Below are 17232 nucleotides of genomic sequence, written 5' to 3' on the forward strand. Positions count from 1 at the left end.
AAGCCAGCAGAGCCGGGCTCACTTGACTTCGAACACCGGCTTGAAGCTGGCAGGCGGCAGGATGTCGTCGAGCTTCACCGTCTTGATGTTCGCGCTGTCCACCACGAAGATCTTCGGGCCGACATGCTTGGTCACTTCCTTGCCCTCGAGCAGGCGCACCGCCTGGTCGACCGCGATACGGCCCTGGATGACCATCGAGTCGGCCGGCGAGGCCACGATGCGGCCCTTCTGGATACCTTCGTAGACGCCTGGCGTCATGTAGAACGAGAGCACCTTCACCTTCTTGTCGAGGTTGCGCGAACGCAGCACGCCGGTGGCCGCTTCGGCGGTGACGGCCGTGCCGGCGATGTAGGCGAGGTCGGGGTTGGCCTGCAGCGCGTCTTCGACCAGCTTCGACTGGACTTCCTTGCCGGTGTCGCCGTACTTGGGGTCGAGCACCACCACGGCGCTGCCTTTGACTGCGTCCATGAAACCCTTGTTCGCGGCTTCGACCCAGCTGGCGCCGGCAGGGCCGGGGAACCAGCCGACCTTGACCGGGGGCGAGCCGGCCGGGTGCTTCTTGGCAAGGTATTCGCCGGTGCTCTGACCCATCGTGTAGAACGAAACGAGCGACTTGGCCGAGATGTCCGGCGAGTTGATGCCGTTGACCAGGTCGATCACCGGCACCTTCTTGGCCGCGGTCGCCTTGATGACGTTGTTCAGTCCATCGCCCGAGATCGCGCCGATGATCACTGCGTTGGCGCCGCGTGAAACGCAGTCTTCGATCTGCGAGACCTGCTTGCTCAGGTTGGTGTAGCCGCCGGCGTCTGCCACCTGCAGCTTCACGCCCTGGCGCTTCGCTTCTTCGATGACGCCATAGTCGACACCCAGCCAGTACGCATCTTTCATGTGCGGGAACGACACGCAGATGTCCCACTTCTTCGAGGCCTTGGCCAGCGGCTTGTAGTCGATCGGCGACTTCTTGCCGTCGGCCGCGAAGGCCGGCTCGGTGGACTCGGCCTTGTAGGGAAACCAGTCTGCCGCCGAAGCGGTGCCGTGCCACATGGTGGCGGTGGCCATCAGGGAGCTGACGAGCAGCGAGACGCGCAGGGATGAACGGTTCATGGTGAATACCTTGGGTGGATGAAAAGAAACGCTGGGAAAAAAGTGATTCACGCGGCGAGCGCGGCACGCAAGCGGGCGAGTCTTTGCCGCTTTTCGGCACGGGCAGCCAGTGCGCCGGCCATGTCGACTTCGACGAAGCGGGCCTTGTGGTTGGGCTGCATCTGCGCGATCAGGTCCATGTCGGCGCTGATGACCGTGCCGACCATCGCGTAGCCGCCACCGGAGACGGCATCGCGGTGCAGGATGATCGGCTCGCGGCCGCCCGGCACCTGGATCGAGCCGTAGGGGTAGCCGGCGTCGACGATGTTCGAAGGGTCGGCACCGGCACCGAACGGCGGCGTGCGTTCGACGAACTTCAGCGGCGTGCCGTTCTTGTAGCGGTAGCCGATGCGGTCGGCTTCCGAGCCCACGGTCCAGGTGTCGGCGAAGAAGCTCTGCATCGACACCTCCTGCAGCCGATGAAAGTACAAGCCCGGCAGCACGCGCAGTTCGATCTCTTTGCCGAGCACCGGCACGAGTTCGGGTGGCGCACTCCTGCCGGCTCGAGCGGCGGATGCGGTGGACGCGGTGGAAGCGGTCGAAGAGGGCGCGCCGACCGGCAGCTTGTCGCCCGCCATGAGCTTGCGGCCATTGAAACCGCCGAAGGCGCCGAGGCCGTAGGTCGATCGGCTGCCGAGCACCATCGGCACATCGATGCCGCCGGCCACCGCGATGCACATGCGCGCGCCCAGCTTCATGAAGTCGAAGCTCAGCTTGTCGCCGGCCTGCACAGAGAAGCTTTCATTCCGCGGCACTTCGATGCCGTTGACCTTCACCTTGGCTTCTGCGCCGGTCACGGCCACCGTCGCCGGCGCATCGAACTGCAACTCGGGGCCGAGCAGCGTGCATTCGATGACGGCAGCACCCGCGTCGTTTCCGACCAGCAGGTTGGCGAGCAGCAGGCTCTGCTGGTCGAGCGCACCCGAAAGCGGAATGCCGAGGTTGTAGTAGCCGGGGCGGCCGGCGTCTTGCACGCTGGTCGCGAGACCCGGCTTGAGCACGTCAATCGCCATGGAGCACCTTCAGCAGTTGTGTGTTGTAGCCGTTCGGGTCGGCGAGAAATTCCTTCAGCGAGAAGGACACCGGCACGATGCGCAGCGCATAGGTGCCGGCTTCGACCTCGGCGATCTGTCGGTCGTATTCGACGCGGTCGATCGGCTTCCACTTGACGATGTCGCCCGGCTGAAAGAACACCATCAGGTCCTTAAAGTACGACAGCCGCTGGGCCGGGTCGAAGATCGGCGCCGGCGTCACGCCGAACATCTGGTAGCCGCCCGCGCCTCGCACCGAGTAGATGCAGCTGAAGCAGCCGCCGTGGCCCAGTGTGAGCTTGGGCGTGTCGGTGCGCGGGCTCAGGTACTTGGGCACCTCGATCTGCTTTTCGCGCTCGACCATCTGGAACAGAAAAGGCAGGCCTGCGACGAAGCCGACCATCGACACGAACCAGGGTGCGCCGGAATGGGCCGCGATGAATTCGTCGACCGAGGCGTGGCCGTTGATGCGGGCCGCGTACTCGATGTCGGTGCTGGTTGGGTCCTGGTGACGCTCGCGAAAGCGCATCAAGGTTTCGTGTGTCCACGGGTCGTTGTAGAGCACCGGGATTTCGATGATGCGGGTCTGAAGTTGCAGGGCGCCATCGCCCAGGTCGGCCTTGATGGATTGCAGGGTTGCCAGCAACGCATCGGGCGCGATCACGTCGGGGTCGAAGCGCACCAGCAGCGCCGCATTGGCGGGGCAAATCTCGGTCACGCCGGGCAGGGCGCGGCGCTGCAATTCGGTGCAGATCGCCATGCCCTTGAAGAACGCGGCCAGCGACATCTCCTCGCTGATCTCGACGAAGAGGTGTTCGTCGCCACCGAAGGTGTAGCGGGCTTTGGCCGGGACAGCAGTGAAGTCCTTCATGTCGCTCATGCGTTTTCCTTCGTGGGCAGGGTGACGGTCAGGGTGACGGGCGGGGTGGCGGGTGTGGTGGCAGGTGGCACGGCGGGTTCCAACGGGTTCGCCGTCAGCCATGTTTCGAGAAAGCCGGTGTGGAACGCGGCCTCTGCCACGGCCGCGTCGTCGCACAGCGCGCGGTGCAGCGGAATGGTCGTGTGGATGCCTTCGACCTTGAGTTCACCGAGCGCGCGCCGCATGCGGGCCAACGCGCTGGCGCGGTCGGTGTCGTGCACGATCAGCTTGCCCAATAGCGAGTCGTAGTAGGCCGGCACCTTGTACCCTTCGTACAGCATGCTGTCGAAGCGCACGCCAGGCCCGCCCGGTACGACCAGCTTCGACACCACGCCAGGGCTCGGCATGAAGTTCTTGGCCGCGTTCTCCGCATTGATGCGCACCTCGATGGCGGCACCCGTGAGGCGTATGTCCTCCTGCTTCAACCGCAACGGCTGGCCGAGCGCGATGCGCAGCATCTCTTTCACCAGATCGATGCCCGTGATCATCTCGGTGACCGGGTGTTCGACCTGGATGCGCGTGTTCATCTCGATGAAGAAGAACTCGCGGGTGTCGTCGTCGTAAAGATATTCGAGCGTGCCGGCGCCGCGGTAAGACACCGCATTGGCAAGCCGCAAGGCCGACTCGCACAGCGCGGTGCGCGTGGCTTCGCCGATGGCCGCCGAGGGCGCTTCTTCCCAGACCTTTTGACGGCGCCGCTGCAGCGAGCATTCGCGCTCGAAGCAGTGCACCACGCGCTGGCCATCGCCGAGGATCTGCACCTCGATGTGGCGCGCCTGGCGAACGAAACGCTCCAGGTACACCTCGCCGTTGCCGAAAGCGGCCTGTGCTTCGGCTGTGGCGGTGGTGAACTGTTGCCGCAGTTCTTCTGCGTCTTTTGCGACTCGGATGCCGCGACCACCGCCGCCAGCCGACGCCTTGATCATGATCGGGTAGCCGATGTCTTCGGCCAGCGCGATGGCGGCGTCGGCATCGGTCACCACGCCGACGCTACCGGGGACGGTCGGCACGCCGGCCTTCATCGCAGCGGCGCGTGCTGCGGCCTTGTTGCCCATGGTGCGGATGGCGTGCGGCGTGGGGCCGACGAACACCAGGCCGGCGGTTTTCACGCGCTCGGCGAAGTCGGCGTTCTCGGATAGAAAACCATAGCCCGGATGCACCGCGCCGGCACCGCTGTCGGCCGCCGCCTGCATCACGGCATCGACGTCGAGGTAGCTCTTGATGGCGTGGGCCGGGCCAATGCGAACCGCCTCGTCGGCCATCTGCACATGGAGGCTGGTCGCGTCGGCATCGCTATAAACGGCGACTGTCTTGAGGCCCAGCTCCTTCGCGGCGCGAATGATGCGAACCGCGATCTCGCCACGGTTGGCGATCAGCAGTTTGTCGAAGGCGGGTTCGATGGACACGGCTTTCATGTGGGTGCTGCTGGGTCCGTCAATCTGCCTCGATGAGGGCCACCACCTGGCCGGGATCGACCGGGTCGCCGTTTTCGATGGCGTAACTCTTCAGCGTGCCGGCCACTTCGGCCGTGACTTCACTGAACTGCTTCATCACCTCGACCAGGCCGAGCACGTCACCGATCGCGACCACGTCGCCCGCCGCTTTGTAGGGCGGCGCATCGGGTGCGGACTGGCGATAGAAGGTGCCTGGCAACGGGCTCAGGACTTCGTGGGAAACGGACATCGGTAACTCCTGGGGGAAACTGAAATTCGGCTGGGAACTGCGCTCGATGCTCAGGTCAAACCCAGCTCGGCAATGCCTGCAACGCGGATATTTTTTTCGGCCAGCAAGCTTCGCGTGGCGCGCACCAGCGCGAGCGCGCCGGGCGTGTCGCTGTGAATGCAGACCGAATCGAAGTCGATTGCAAGATCCTGACCATCGACCGTGCGCACCATGCCTTCCTCGCAGGCGCGGACCACCTTGCGGGCCACCGTGTCGGGGTCGAGCGCGCCGACGTGCCGGGTGAACACGATGGAGCCACTCATGTCGTAGTCGCGGTCGGCATAGAACTCGCGCACCACCGGCTGACCGAGTTCGCGTGCCACCCGATAGGTCACCGATGCCTCCATGCAAAAGAGATACAGCTTGGGTTCGATGATCTGCAGGGCCGTGACCAGTGCGACCGACAGCGCCTCGTCGCGCGCCGCATGCATGTAGAGCGCGCCGTGCGGCTTGATGTGCTGCAAGTTCATGCCCGCGAGCCGTGCGAACTCGCGCAGTGCACCAAGCTGGTAGACCATGTCGTTGACCAGCTCGTCGGCCGGTGCATTGATGTGGCGCCGCCCGAACCCGACCAGATCGCGAAAGCCCGGATGGGCACCGATACCAACGCCGTTGTCCCGGGCCAGCAGCACCATCTTGCGCATGATGTTCGGGTCGCCCGCATGGAAGCCGGTGGCAATGTTGGCCGAGCTCACCAGCGGCATCAGCTGCTCGTCGACGCCGTCACCGATGGTCCATGGGCCGAAACCTTCACCCATGTCGGAGTTCAGATCGATGAGCTTTTTCACTTGCGTTCGCCTTCGGTTCGGTGAGCACTCTGCCGGATGGGCTTTAGTGCGAAACGGAGATTAGCCAGCGCACCGAGAGACCGAAAGCATTGTTTTCAGACGGTGCGATATCTAAAAAACAGATGCGGGTGCGGCAGGTATTCGAGGCTACGCTCGGATGCGAGCGGTTGCGGGCTATCTGAATTTCGCGCTCGAAGCGGCCGTTGCCGCTTGTTCGCTGCCCAGGCTCCCCCTTGCAAGGTCACGCATGTCTCTCACTCTTCGCCAGCTCAGGTATTTTTCGGCCGTTGCCGAGGTCGGCCGCATCTCCCATGCGGCGCTTCAACTCAACATCTCGCAGTCGGCTGTGACCACTGCGATCCGCGAGCTGGAAGAACTGGTCGGCCAGCAGCTCTTCGAGCGCCATCCGCATGGCGTCGAACTCACGAAAGCAGGTCGGCGTTTCTTGGGTCACGCCTATTCTGTGCTGGCGGCAGCAGACGAAGCCGAGCGCATGCCGCACGACGGCGCACAGGTCGAAGGTTCGCTCACGGTCGCGGCCAGCTACACGGTGTTGGGCTATTTCTTGCCGCACCACCTGCAGCGCTTTGCGCAGCTGCATCCACAGGTCAACGTGAAGGTGCACGAGGTCGCGCGCGAAGCCATCGAAGAAGGGTTGATCACGCAACGCTACGACATGGGCGTGCTGCTCACGTCGAACGTGGTGTTGAGCGAGCTGTCGCTGGAGACCTTCTTTGGATCGCAACGCCGGCTATGGGTGCCGGCCAAGCACCCGCTGCTCGACAAGGCCGAGGTCACGCTCGCCGACCTGGTCGCCGAGCCGTACATCATGCTCACCGTAGACGAGGCGGCCGCCACCACCCTCAAGTACTGGAGCAAGACGCCGCACCAGCCGGCCGTGCGCATGCGCACGAGCTCGGTCGAAGCGGTGCGCAGCACCGTCGCCAACGGCCTGGGCGTGACCATCCTGTCGGACATGGTCTACCGGCCCTGGTCACTGGAAGGCAAGCGCATCGAGACGATCAACCTGCGCGACGCTGTGCCGACGATGAATATCGGCCTGGGGTGGAAGCAGGGGACCGAGTCCACGCCGGCAATGACGGCGTTTCGCGATTACTTCAGGCAGCTGTTCCAGGATCCGACCTCGGTGCGGGCGGGGCGCGGGCGGCTGTGAAGGATTGGGTGATCGGCCGAGCGGGCGCCAGGAAAACACCCGTTGCTTGCTGGCTTTCTCGATTCATGGCAAAAACTCGGGTTTGACGTGATTCAAATAAGGTGACCAACCGTGTGTGATCTGAACGACCAGGAAGAGCTTAAGAAATACACTCGCCGCGACTTCGGTACGTGGGCCGCATCCGCCGGCCTGCTGACCGCGCTGCCCGCCGTGGCCAACGCTGCGGCGGTGGCCGAGCGCGAGGTGACCATCACTACTGCAGACGGCAGCTGCGACGCTTACTTCGTCGCGCCCACGTCCGGCCCTGCACCCGGCGTGCTGGTATGGCCCGACGTGTTCGGTCTTCGCCCCGCCTTCAGGCAGATGGGCCGGCGGTTGGCCGAATCGGGCTATAGCGTACTGGTGGTGAACCCCTTCTACCGGCAGATGAAAGCGCCGACCGCAGCGCAGGGCGGCCAGACGCCAATCGCCCAGGTGATGCCGCTGATGCAGGCCCTGACGCCGGCCATGCATCTGAGCGACGGCAAGACCTTCGTGGCCTGGCTCGATGCCCAAGCCGAGGTAGACAAGGCTCGCAAATTGGGCACGACCGGTTATTGCATGGGCGGCCCGATCGCGGTGCGCACTGCCTCCGTTGCGCCCGGCCGCGTGGGCGCCGTCGGAACCTTCCACGGCGCTGCGATGGTGACGGCAGGACCCGACAGCCCGCATCGCCTGGTCGCCCAGACGCAGGCCCAATACCTGATTGCAGTGGCCCAGAACGACGACGCCAAAGATCCCGAAGCCAAGGCCAGCTTGCGCGCCGCTTTCGACATCGCCAAGCTCCAGGCCGAGGTGGAGGTGTACCCGGCGGCCCACGGGTGGTGCCCGCCCGATACACAGGTCTACGCCGCCGCCCAATCCGAGCGCGCCTGGGCGCGCCTGCTGGCGACATTCGGCAAGGCGCTGGCCTGATTGCGGTAGCCGGGTGACGAGCTCAGGAGGGCTCGCTGTTCCAAAGCCAAAGCCGAACGACCACTTGAGGCGTTCGAAGTCGTCCCGCGGAACAATCAGCGGGGCACCGGTACTTGCCCTGACTGGGTCTTCACGACGTGCGTTCGCCGAGTCGGAAGTGTTGCGGGAATGCTGACTCGCCCGGGCCAAATGGCACAGCTTCAGGCTGCACCACGTCAGACGACACCTTGTCCGACAAGGAGGTCAGCGGTTGTCACCTTCCGCCTGCAGGAGGGTCGGGCTAGCGTCGACACATTCGCGTGATGTGACTGCTAGCGCTGCCATGGTTACCTCACACAACGTCTCGCGCCGCTCCGCGCGACAACTGCGCCTGGCGGCTTCACCCCCGACAAGGAGAAGACATGAAAATTCTGATGGTATTGAGCTCGCATGACAAGCTGGGTGACACCGGCCGCAAGACCGGTTTCTGGCTTGAAGAGTTTGCTGCGCCGTACTACGTTTTCACCGACGCTGGCGCACAGGTCACGCTCGTCTCGCCCAAGGGTGGGCAGCCGCCGCTGGACCCGAAGAGCGACGAGCCCGACGCGCAGACCGACGCGACGCGGCGCTTCAAGGCCGACGCTGCGGCCCAGTTTGCGCTGGCGCACACCGGCAAGCTCGCTGATGTCGCGGGGGACGGCTTCGATGCCGTCTTCTACCCGGGTGGTCATGGCCCCTTGTGGGACCTGGCGGAGGACAAGAACTCGATCCACCTGATCGAGGCGACGATCGCCGCGGGCAAGCCGGTGGCCGCCGTTTGCCACGCGCCGGCAGTGCTGCGCCATGTCCGTGGGGCGGACGGCTCGCCTCTGGTCAAGGGCCGCAACGTCACCGGTTTCACCAACAGCGAAGAGGCGGCAGTGCAGTTGAGCGCCATCGTGCCATTCCTTGTCGAGGACATGCTGATCGAGAAGGGCGGCGACTACAGCAAGGCGGCCGACTGGCAGCCGTATGTGGTGCGCGATGGGCTGCTGATCACCGGTCAGAACCCGGCTTCGTCCGAAGCCGCAGCCGTCGCGCTGCTGGATCAGCTCAAGCAGCGCTGACGACAAAAGGGCACGCGGCCAACGCCGCGGCCTCCCGCCATTCACACCACAGAAAGCATCGCATGGCTTACCAGACCACGAATCCCTATAACGGACAGGTTGGCAAGATCTTCGACGAGATCAGTGACGCACAACTCGAGGCCAGCATCAGGGCCGCCGATGACTGCTTCCGCAACCACTGGCGCAAGACGAGCTTCGAGGAGCGCAAGGCGATCCTCAAGCGCGCGGCAAGCATCATGCGTGAACGCTCGCAGGGCTTCGCAGAGTTGATCAGCCTGGAGATGGGCAAGCTGATCGCGCAGAGCCAGGGCGAGGTCGCGCTGTGCGCGGCCATCCTCGATTACTACGCCGATCACGCCGAGGCCTTCCTGGCGCCCGAGCAGCTGGCGTCGAGCCGGGGCGAGGCGATGGTCGAGAGCAGCCCGCTGGGCGTCCTCTTCGGTGTGGAGCCCTGGAATTTCCCGTACTACCAGCTGGTGCGCTTCGCGGCGCCCAACCTGATGGCCGGCAATGTCGTGCTGGTCAAGCATGCGTCCAACGTGCCGCAGTGCGCACTGGCCTTCGAAGGGCTGCTGTCGGACGCCGGCGCACCCCCCGGCGCCTACACCAACCTGTTCGTCTCCAAGGATCAGATCGGCCGCATCATCGACGACGACCGTGTGCGCGGCGTCGCGCTGACCGGCAGCGAAGCCGCGGGGGCGGTGGTCGCGGCCCGAGCAGGCAAGAACCTGAAGAAGACCACGCTGGAACTCGGTGGCAGCGACGCCTTCATCGTGCTGGACGATGCAGACCTCGAAAAGGCCGTCAAACATGCCGTCAGCGGCCGCATGGGCAATGCGGGGCAGGCCTGTACAGCGTCCAAGCGCATCATCGTCGTCGAGTCGCTGGCCGATCGATTCCTGGAAAAATTCCAGGCTGCGATGGCCGGCTTCAAGCCGGGTGACCCGATGGACAAGGAGACCACGCTGGCACCGCTGTCGTCGTCGCAGGCGCTGAAGACTCTGCTCGGCCAGGTCGAAGAAGCGGTCGGCCGGGGCGCACGCCTGCTGATGGGCGGCAGGCGCATCGACGGCGAGCGCGGCGAGTTCATGCAGCCAACGATCCTGACCGATATCGCACCCGACAACCCTGCGTATCACCAGGAGTTCTTCGGTCCGGTGGCGCTGTTCTTCCGTGTCCCCGACGAAGATGCCGCAGTCAAGCTGGCCAACGACTCGCCCTTCGGGCTGGGCGGTTCGGTCTTCACGAGCGACATCGAGCGCGGTCGAGCCGTCGCCCGGCGCATCGACACCGGTATGGTCTTCATCAACTCCAGCGCCGTCTCATCGCCGGAACTGCCGTTCGGCGGTGTGAAGAACTCGGGTTACGGCCGAGAACTGTCGAGTGCCGGCATCCAGGAATTCGTCAACAAGAAGCTGATCCGCGTCGCCTGAGTCTCATGGCCGCATGCTGGCCGCGCCGCTTTTGCACTGCGCCGGCGTATGGCAAGACGCGCAGCAAGCGGCAGAATTTCCTTGTTTCACGCTTGTCACGGAACCGCGACAGGAACCGCGACAGGAGACGCCCGGGACTGCCTCGCGTCAGACCCAACCTTGGCGCCACAGGGTGGCGTCGGTCAGTTCGCGCCATTGCAGCAGATACACCTGCTTGGAATGCACGGCCTCCAGTTCGACCTGCTCGACGCGTATCGACGGCGGCTCGGGCTCGATAACCCGCAGCACCACGAAATGCTTCTCGCGATTGCGCGGCGTCATCGCCGTCCACTTTGTCAGCAAAAGCTTTTTCGGGCTGAGCGGGTTCCTTCGCATGCAGTGTTTGGGCGCTGGCGCTACCGCCCCGGGGTCAGGAATCGGCCTCATAGCGGGTGATGATGCGCCACGGTCAGTCCTGCGGCAGCGCCAGTTCGATCTATTCACAAGCAGCCATTCGATCGGCCTGCAGTTCCGGACCCTTCGCCGCCAGCAAAGACTGCATTCACCTCAATTCAATCGGCATATCCTGGGTTGACCCGGTCCAGGACCCGCATCATCGCCGCGAAGTAAAGCTGCTCGCGCTCCGAGCGTGAGTGGCTGTCCTTCGGGTTTGGCGTGTCGACCCGTTTCACCAACTCCTCGGACAGCAGTGCCAGGGGTCGGCCGGTCGACAGGGCCAACACCTGCGCCTTGCAGACCTTCTCGAGCTTGTAGAGCCGTCGATAGGCTTGGGCGACCGTCTCTCCAATGACCAGCACGCCGTGATTCTTCATGAAGAGGATCTGCTTGTCGCCCAGGATCGCAGCGAGGCGCTCGCCCTCACTCAACTCCGCCGCCAACCCAGTGTAGCCGTCGTCGTAAGCCACGTTGCGGGCGAAGAACGCCGCGGTCTGGCTACCCGGCAACAACCGGTTGTCCTCAAGCATGTTCAACGCCAAGGCCCAAGTCTGGTGCGTGTGCAAGACGACCTTGGCGCCGGTGATTCGGTGCAAGGGTGCGTGGATACAGAACGCGCTCAACTCCAGGTCGCCCTCGCCGTCGAGCACGTTGCCGGTCTCGTCGAACACGATCAGGTCGCTCGCCCGGGCCTCGGACCAGTGCCTGCCGAAGGGCAGCACCATGAACCGATCGTCCCGTCCGGGTACGGTCATCGTGAAATGGTTGTCGATCCCCTCTTCCAGCTCGTCGTAGACCGCCAGGCGGTTTGCCGCGGCCAGGTGCACGCGCGCGCGCCAGGTTTCGTCCGAAGCGTCCAGGTGGGGTGAATCGAGCGGGCGAATCGATACGAGTCGGGACATTGCAAATCTCTCCGGTGAATGGGCTGGATACCCACTGTAGCGACTGGAGAGGAGTCGCGTAGCGAGTGAATCGATGCGGGCGCTGTGCATTTTTCAGATGGGACCGATCGGGTCGTTGAACTTGATGAACTCTTTCAAGCACCCGATCAACACGCGAAGCGCGGGTTCGATGTCGGCTTCTTCGACACACGCATAGCCGAGCAACAGGCCACGCCGTCCGCCGCCGCGCAGGTAGTAGCGCGACAACGGTCAGGTCAACACGCCGCGTGCCTGCGCTGCTTCGGCGATGGCCACATCGTCGCAATCGTCGGGCAGACGCAGCACCAGATGCAGACCGGCATTGCTCGATTGCGCATCGAGAAAATCGGTGCCAAGGTGCTGCACGATCAGCGCTACGAGCAACGCACGCCGCCGTGCGTAGAGCACGCGCATCCGACGAATGTGTGCGGCGTAGTGGCCTTGTTCGATCAGCTCGGCGAGGGCCGCCTGCGTGATGGCATGGCCTTCTCGGTACAGGTCGGCGTGCGCGGTGCGAAAGGGCGCAGCCAGCGCGCGCGGCAGCACCATGTAGCCAACGCGCAAACCAGGGAACAGCGTCTTGCTGAAGGTGCCGATGTAGATCACCGGCGCATCGGCTTCCAGGCCTTGCATCGACGGAATCGGTTTGCCGGCGAAGCGGAACTCACTGTCGTAGTCGTCTTCGACGACCCAGCCTTCGGAGGCGCGTGCGATGTCGAGCAACTCGCGTCGCCGCGCCAGGCTCATTACCGAGCCGAGCGGGTACTGATGCGACGGCGTGGTGAAGATCAGCCGTGGCGGCGTGCGTCCGCGCGGCAAGCCGCCATCGACGGAATCAACGGCCTCGACGCGCATGGGCCGCACCACCGTCGAGCCCATCTGCAGCACCTTGTGAAAGCCCCAGTAACCAGGCTCTTCGACCCACACGGTATCGCGCGGATCGACCAGCATGCGCAGCGTGAGGTCGACCGCCTGGTGCACGCCTTCGGTCACCAGGATCTGGTCGGGCGCGCAGCGCACCGAACGCGCCACACGCAGATGCTCTGCGATAGCGGCGTGCAGGGCAGGGTGGCCGCCGCCATGCGAATAGGTCAGCAGCTCGGGCGCGGGATTGCGCCACAGCCGCGTGAGGATGCGGCTGAACTGGCGATGCGGAAACTGCGTGACGTCCGGCACGCCGGGCATGAAGGCGCCCCATTGCAGCGGTGCGGCCGAGGCATTGGCGAGCAGCGCCTGTGCGCGGCGCGACAGGCGCACGTCCCCGTTTGCGACATCGACTTCGGCGGCAGTGCGGCCGACCGAGAGAAAACTTTCCGGCGTGGTCGCAGCGACGAAGGTGCCGCTGCCGACGCGCGAGTGCACATAGCCTTCGGCGCGCAATTGCTCGTAGGCGTGCAGCACCGTGTTGCGCGACACGCCGATCTCACGGGCCAGGTCGCGCGAGGCGGGCAGAGGCGACGAGGGCGGCAGGCTGGCGTCGAGGATGGCGCCGCGCAGGCAGTCGTAGAGCTGGCGGTTGAGTGCGGTGCCTGCTTCCCGTGGAGTACCGTTCTCAGGCGACATCCGCTGCAAAACGAGGTCCGCGCAAATGGATTTCATGGTCGATTGTGATTGGCTCCATTGAATCGCGCAAAGCGGATCTTTTGTCTGGGGCCAATCCGGCGTCCAATCGGCGCAGGACTTCTGACTTCCTTTTGCCTTCGATCGACTTCACAGGAATTGCCATGACCAACAGCGAACTGCAAACCCGCCGCCTTGCCGCCACCCCACGCGGCGTCGGCGTGATGTGCGACTTCTATGCCCAGCGCGCCGAGAACGCGAGCCTGTGGGATGTCGAAGGCCGCGAGTACATCGACTTTGCCGCGGGCATCGCTGTGGTCAACACCGGGCACCGCCATCCGCGCGTGGTGGCAGCCATCGCCGCGCAGCTGGAGTGCTTCACGCACACGGCCTACCAGATCGTTCCATACGAAAGCGTGGTCACGCTGGCCGAGCGCATCAACGCGCTGGTGCCGATCAGCGGGCCGACCAAGACGGCCTTCTTCACCACCGGCGCCGAGGCAGTCGAGAACGCCATCAAGATCGCACGTGCGCACACCCGGCGCTCGGGCGTCATCGCTTTTGGCGGCGGCTTTCATGGCCGCACGATGATGACGCTCGCGCTCACCGGCAAGGTCGCGCCGTACAAGGTCGGCTTCGGTCCGTTCCCGGCCGAGGTGTTCCACGTGCCGTACCCCGAGGCACTGCAGGGCGTGACGGCGGCCGATTCGCTGGCCGCGATCGCACGCCTCTTCAAGACAGACATCGAGCCCCAGCGCGTCGCCGCGATCATCCTCGAGCCGGTGCAGGGCGAAGGCGGCTTCAACGTCGCGCCGACCGAGCTGATGCAGGGCCTGCGCGCGCTGTGCGACCAGCACGGCATCGTGCTCATTGCCGACGAAGTACAGAGCGGTTTCGGCCGCACCGGCAAGCTCTTTGCCATGGAACACCACGGCGTCGAGCCCGACCTCATCACGATGGCCAAAAGCCTGGCGGGCGGCATGCCGCTGTCGGCCGTGTCGGGGCGCGCGGACATCATGGACGCGCCGGCGCCGGGCGGCCTGGGCGGCACCTACGCGGGCAACCCGCTGGCGGTTGCTGCGGCGCTCGCGGTGCTCGACGTGATCGAAGAAGAGAAACTTTGCGCACGCTCGGTGCGGCTTGGCGAAAAGCTAACGATGCGCTTGCTGGCCGCCAAGGAATCGAATGCCGGCATCGCGGAAGTTCGCGCGCAGGGCTCGATGGTCGCGGTGGAGTTGCGCGACGCGGCCGGTGCGCCCGACGCCGAGGCGGTCCGCCGCGTGCAACAACGCGCCATGGCGCAGGGCCTGTTGCTGCTCAGCTGCGGCATGTACGGCAACGTGATCCGCTTTCTCTATCCGCTGACCATCCCCGATGCGCTGTTCGACCGCGCACTCGACATCATCGACGACGCGCTGAAGGCCTGACCCAGTCAGGTGACCCGAACTACATCCCCACGTAGTTAGGTCCGCCGCCGCCTTCGGGCGTGACCCACACGATGTTTTGCGTCGGGTCCTTGATGTCGCAGGTCTTGCAGTGCACGCAGTTTTGCGCGTTGATCTGCAACCGCTCCTTGCCGGCATTCGCCTCGTCGGCCACGTACTCGTAGACGCCGGCCGGGCAATAGCGCTGCTCCGGGCCGGCGTACTCGGGCAGGTTGATCCGGGTGGGCACCGTCGGGTCTTTCAGCGTCAGGTGCGCCGGCTGATTTTCCTCATGGTTCGTGTTGCTCACGAACACCGACGAGAGCCGGTCGAAGGTCAGCTTGCCGTCCGGCCGCGGATAAACGATCTTCTTCGCGGTGTTGGCCTTCTTCAGCCGCACGTGGTCGGCCTCTTTGCGGTGGATGGTCCATGGGATCTTGCCGCGCAGCACCAGCTGCTCGATGCCGGTCATCACCGTGCCGACAGCCAGACCCTTCTTGAACCACTGCTTGAAGTTGCGTGCCTTGTTGAGTTCGGTGTGCAGCCAGCTCCGCTCGAAAGCTGCCGGGTAGGCGACGAGCTCGTCGTGCTGCCGCCCGGCCTGCACCGCCTCGAATGCCGCTTCGGCCGCCAGCATGCCGGTCTTGAGCGCGGCGTGGCTGCCCTTGATGCGGCTCGCGTTCAGGTAGCCGGCTTCGCAGCCGACCAGCACGCCACCGGGAAACACCGTCTTGGGCAGCGAGAGCAGGCCGCCGGCGGTGATGGCACGGGCGCCGTAGCTCAGGCGCTTGGGGGCCTTCAAGCCTTTGTCTTGCCCTTCGAAGTACCAGCGGATGTTCGGGTGCGTCTTGAAGCGCTGGAACTCCTCGAATGGGCTCATGTACGGGTTTTGGTAGTCGAGTCCGACCACGTAGCCGACGATCAGCTGGTTGTTCTCCGCGTGGTAGACGAAAGAGCCGCCATACGTGTCGTTCGGCAGCGGCCAGCCGGCCGTGTGGATGGCCAGGCCGGGCTGGTGGCGCGCCGGATCGATCTCCCACAGCTCCTTGATGCCGATGCCGTAGCTCTGCGGATCCTTGCCGTCGTCCAGCTTGTATTTGGCGATGAGCTGGCGGCCCAGGTGTCCGCGCGAGCCTTCGGCGAACACGGTGTATTTGCCGTGCAGTTCCATGCCGAGCTGGAAGCTGTCGGTCGGCTCGCCGTCCTTGCCTAGCCCCAAATTGCCGGTGGCCACGCCGCGCACCTTGCCGTCGTCGGTGTAGAGCACTTCGGCGGCCGGGAAGCCGGGGAAGATTTCGACGCCCAGGTTTTCGGCCTGTTGCGCCAGCCACTTGGTGAAGTTGCCCAGGCTGATGATGTAGTTGCCGTGGTTCTGGAAGTTGCCCGGCAGCATGAAATTGGGGGTACGCACGCCGCCTTTTTCGCTGAGCAGCAGGAAGGCGTCTTCGGTCACCGGCTGGTTCAGCGGCGCACCCATCTCGCGCCAGGTCGGAAAGAGCTCGTCCAGGCCGCGCGGGTCCATGATGGCGCCCGACAAGATGTGCGCGCCAGGCTCGGAGCCTTTTTCGAGCACGACGACCGAGATCTCTTTCTCCTGTTCGGCCGCGAGCTGCTTCAGCCGGACTGCGGTGGCCAGGCCCGCCGGACCGCCACCGACGATCACCACGTCGTATTCCATGGCTTCACGGGGGCCGAACTGGGCGAGGATTTCGTCGTGGGTCATTGGTTGTAAGGTCTCGTCGATAATGATTTTTTGAGGCACAAGCACCGCGGGGAAACCCATTTTATGCGGCGCGTCCGGCCACCGATGTCATCCATCGGCGACTCCGCCTCGCTACCCCTGGACAGGATTTACCTTTATGGCATACAGCATCGATCTTTCTGGCCGTGTGGCCTTCGTGACCGGCGCCTCGAGTGGTCTTGGGGCGCAATTTGCTCAAACGCTGGCACGTGCCGGCGCGGCGGTGGTGCTCGCAAGCCGACGCGTCGACCGGTTGAAAGACCTGCGCGCCCGCATCGAGGGCGAGGGCGGTGACGCCCACGTGGTCGAGCTGGACGTGACCGACATCGGAAGTATCCAGTCGGCCGTGGCGCATGCCGAGACCGAAGTCGGTGCCATCGACATCCTGGTCAACAACTCGGGCGTGAGCACCACGCAGCGCCTGCAGGACGTGACCGAAGAAGACTACGACTTCGTCTTCGACACCAACACCAAGGGCGCATTTTTCGTCGCGCAAGAGGTCGCTAAACGCATGATCGCGCGCGCTCGCGGTGCGGCGCCGGGCACCTACATGGGCGGCCGCATCATCAATATCGCATCGATGGCGGGACTCAAGGTGTTGCCGCAGATCGGCGTGTATGCGATGAGCAAGGCGGCAGTGATCCAGATGACCAAGGCGATGGCACTGGAGTGGGGCCGCTTCGACATCAACGTCAACGCGCTGTGCCCCGGCTATATCGCGACCGAGATCAATCGCGACCATTGGGAGACCGAAAACGGCAAGAAGCTGGTGGGCATGCTGCCGCGCAAGCGGGTCGGCAAGCCGGAATACCTCGACGGGCTGATCGTGTTGCTGGCGAGCGGGCAAAGCCACTTCGTGAACGGTGCGGTGATCGCGGCCGACGACGGCTTCGGGGTTTAAGG

General features: G+C 64.7%; 15 protein-coding genes and 1 pseudogene. 6 read left to right on the plus strand and 10 right to left on the minus strand.

Annotated features, from left to right (window positions below):
• Window positions 1–18: 18 nt before the first annotated feature.
• Genes torT through QN413_RS15620 form a run of 6 tightly spaced genes read right to left on the minus strand, consistent with a single transcriptional unit; the run spans window position 19 to window position 5603 of the window.
• Window positions 19–1104, minus strand: coding sequence for a TMAO reductase system periplasmic protein TorT (gene torT / locus QN413_RS15595; RefSeq protein ID WP_323497500.1), 1086 nt, complete (start codon window positions 1102–1104; stop codon window positions 19–21).
• Between the two features lie 47 nt (window positions 1105–1151).
• Entirely contained in the window at window positions 1152–2156 is a 1005-nt protein-coding gene (locus tag QN413_RS15600) for a biotin-dependent carboxyltransferase family protein (protein ID WP_323497501.1), read from the minus strand.
• Window positions 2146–3045 (minus strand): allophanate hydrolase subunit 1, encoded by a 900-nt coding sequence (locus tag QN413_RS15605; protein WP_323497569.1) that lies wholly within the window; start codon window positions 3043–3045, stop codon window positions 2146–2148. Before QN413_RS15605 ends, QN413_RS15600 begins: the two co-directional genes overlap by 11 nt.
• 5 nt (window positions 3046–3050) lie before the next feature.
• Window positions 3051–4508, minus strand: a complete 1458-nt coding sequence (locus QN413_RS15610; RefSeq protein ID WP_323497502.1) for an acetyl-CoA carboxylase biotin carboxylase subunit — start codon at window positions 4506–4508, stop codon at window positions 3051–3053.
• A gap of 19 nt (window positions 4509–4527) precedes the next feature.
• Window positions 4528–4776 (minus strand): acetyl-CoA carboxylase, encoded by a 249-nt coding sequence (locus QN413_RS15615; protein WP_323497503.1) that lies wholly within the window; start codon window positions 4774–4776, stop codon window positions 4528–4530.
• Between the two features lie 50 nt (window positions 4777–4826).
• On the minus strand, window positions 4827–5603 hold the full coding sequence (locus tag QN413_RS15620) for a 5-oxoprolinase subunit PxpA (RefSeq protein WP_323497504.1): 777 nt from the start codon (window positions 5601–5603) through the stop codon (window positions 4827–4829).
• Window positions 5604–5850: 247 nt separating this feature from the next.
• Between QN413_RS15620 and QN413_RS15625 the strand changes: the two genes are divergently transcribed.
• The 4 genes from QN413_RS15625 (at window position 5851) to QN413_RS15640 (ending at window position 10249) form a co-directional block, all read left to right on the plus strand.
• Entirely contained in the window at window positions 5851–6777 is a 927-nt protein-coding gene (locus QN413_RS15625) for a LysR family transcriptional regulator (RefSeq protein ID WP_323497505.1), read from the plus strand.
• Between the two features lie 111 nt (window positions 6778–6888).
• On the plus strand, window positions 6889–7731 hold the full coding sequence (locus QN413_RS15630; protein ID WP_323497506.1) for a dienelactone hydrolase family protein: 843 nt from the start codon (window positions 6889–6891) through the stop codon (window positions 7729–7731).
• 401 nt (window positions 7732–8132) lie between these two features.
• A complete protein-coding gene (locus QN413_RS15635; protein ID WP_323497507.1) occupies window positions 8133–8816 on the plus strand; it encodes a type 1 glutamine amidotransferase domain-containing protein in 684 nt (227 codons plus the stop codon).
• Window positions 8817–8878: 62 nt separating this feature from the next.
• Window positions 8879–10249, plus strand: coding sequence for an NAD-dependent succinate-semialdehyde dehydrogenase (locus QN413_RS15640; RefSeq protein ID WP_323497509.1), 1371 nt, complete (start codon window positions 8879–8881; stop codon window positions 10247–10249).
• 147 nt (window positions 10250–10396) lie between these two features.
• Here QN413_RS15640 and QN413_RS15645 read toward each other — a convergent pair whose 3' ends face one another.
• The 3 genes and pseudogenes from QN413_RS15645 to QN413_RS15660 form a co-directional block, all read right to left on the minus strand.
• Complete coding sequence (locus QN413_RS15645) at window positions 10397–10675, minus strand: TIGR02450 family Trp-rich protein (RefSeq protein ID WP_323497510.1); 279 nt, start codon at window positions 10673–10675, stop codon at window positions 10397–10399.
• A gap of 125 nt (window positions 10676–10800) precedes the next feature.
• Complete coding sequence (locus tag QN413_RS15650) at window positions 10801–11586, minus strand: class II aldolase/adducin family protein (protein ID WP_323497511.1); 786 nt, start codon at window positions 11584–11586, stop codon at window positions 10801–10803.
• Window positions 11587–11679: 93 nt separating this feature from the next.
• Window positions 11680–13203: pseudogene (locus tag QN413_RS15660) on the minus strand (PLP-dependent aminotransferase family protein).
• A 125-nt stretch (window positions 13204–13328) separates the two neighbouring features.
• Between QN413_RS15660 and QN413_RS15665 the strand changes: the two are divergent.
• On the plus strand, window positions 13329–14591 hold the full coding sequence (locus QN413_RS15665) for a 4-aminobutyrate--2-oxoglutarate transaminase (protein WP_323497514.1): 1263 nt from the start codon (window positions 13329–13331) through the stop codon (window positions 14589–14591).
• Between the two features lie 19 nt (window positions 14592–14610).
• On the opposite strand, the gene QN413_RS15670 is transcribed toward QN413_RS15665, so the two are convergent.
• Complete coding sequence (locus tag QN413_RS15670) at window positions 14611–16311, minus strand: electron transfer flavoprotein-ubiquinone oxidoreductase (RefSeq protein WP_323497515.1); 1701 nt, start codon at window positions 16309–16311, stop codon at window positions 14611–14613.
• A gap of 136 nt (window positions 16312–16447) precedes the next feature.
• Between QN413_RS15670 and QN413_RS15675 the strand changes: the two genes are divergently transcribed.
• Window positions 16448–17230, plus strand: a complete 783-nt coding sequence (locus QN413_RS15675) for an SDR family oxidoreductase (protein ID WP_187051561.1) — start codon at window positions 16448–16450, stop codon at window positions 17228–17230.
• The last annotated feature ends 2 nt before the right edge of the window (window positions 17231–17232 follow it).

The sequence above is a fragment of the Variovorax sp. LG9.2 genome (genome assembly GCF_035018885.1).
GTDB lineage: Bacteria > Pseudomonadota > Gammaproteobacteria > Burkholderiales > Burkholderiaceae_C > Variovorax.

What these genes read in the sequence shown, in the direction of transcription:
- QN413_RS15605 (WP_323497569.1), bottom strand. Translation starts at nt 3,045, where the DNA reads ATGAAGGACTTCACTGCTGTCCCGGCCAAAGCCCGCTACACCTTCGGT.
- QN413_RS15665 (WP_323497514.1), top strand. Translation starts at nt 13,329, where the DNA reads ATGACCAACAGCGAACTGCAAACCCGCCGCCTTGCCGCCACCCCACGC.
- QN413_RS15615 (WP_323497503.1), bottom strand. Translation starts at nt 4,776, where the DNA reads ATGTCCGTTTCCCACGAAGTCCTGAGCCCGTTGCCAGGCACCTTCTAT.
- torT (WP_323497500.1), bottom strand. Translation starts at nt 1,104, where the DNA reads ATGAACCGTTCATCCCTGCGCGTCTCGCTGCTCGTCAGCTCCCTGATG.
- QN413_RS15670 (WP_323497515.1), bottom strand. Translation starts at nt 16,311, where the DNA reads ATGACCCACGACGAAATCCTCGCCCAGTTCGGCCCCCGTGAAGCCATG.
- QN413_RS15650 (WP_323497511.1), bottom strand. Translation starts at nt 11,586, where the DNA reads ATGTCCCGACTCGTATCGATTCGCCCGCTCGATTCACCCCACCTGGAC.
- QN413_RS15645 (WP_323497510.1), bottom strand. Translation starts at nt 10,675, where the DNA reads ATGAGGCCGATTCCTGACCCCGGGGCGGTAGCGCCAGCGCCCAAACAC.
- QN413_RS15675 (WP_187051561.1), top strand. Translation starts at nt 16,448, where the DNA reads ATGGCATACAGCATCGATCTTTCTGGCCGTGTGGCCTTCGTGACCGGC.
- QN413_RS15625 (WP_323497505.1), top strand. Translation starts at nt 5,851, where the DNA reads ATGTCTCTCACTCTTCGCCAGCTCAGGTATTTTTCGGCCGTTGCCGAG.
- QN413_RS15610 (WP_323497502.1), bottom strand. Translation starts at nt 4,508, where the DNA reads ATGAAAGCCGTGTCCATCGAACCCGCCTTCGACAAACTGCTGATCGCC.
- QN413_RS15600 (WP_323497501.1), bottom strand. Translation starts at nt 2,156, where the DNA reads ATGGCGATTGACGTGCTCAAGCCGGGTCTCGCGACCAGCGTGCAAGAC.
- QN413_RS15635 (WP_323497507.1), top strand. Translation starts at nt 8,133, where the DNA reads ATGAAAATTCTGATGGTATTGAGCTCGCATGACAAGCTGGGTGACACC.
- QN413_RS15640 (WP_323497509.1), top strand. Translation starts at nt 8,879, where the DNA reads ATGGCTTACCAGACCACGAATCCCTATAACGGACAGGTTGGCAAGATC.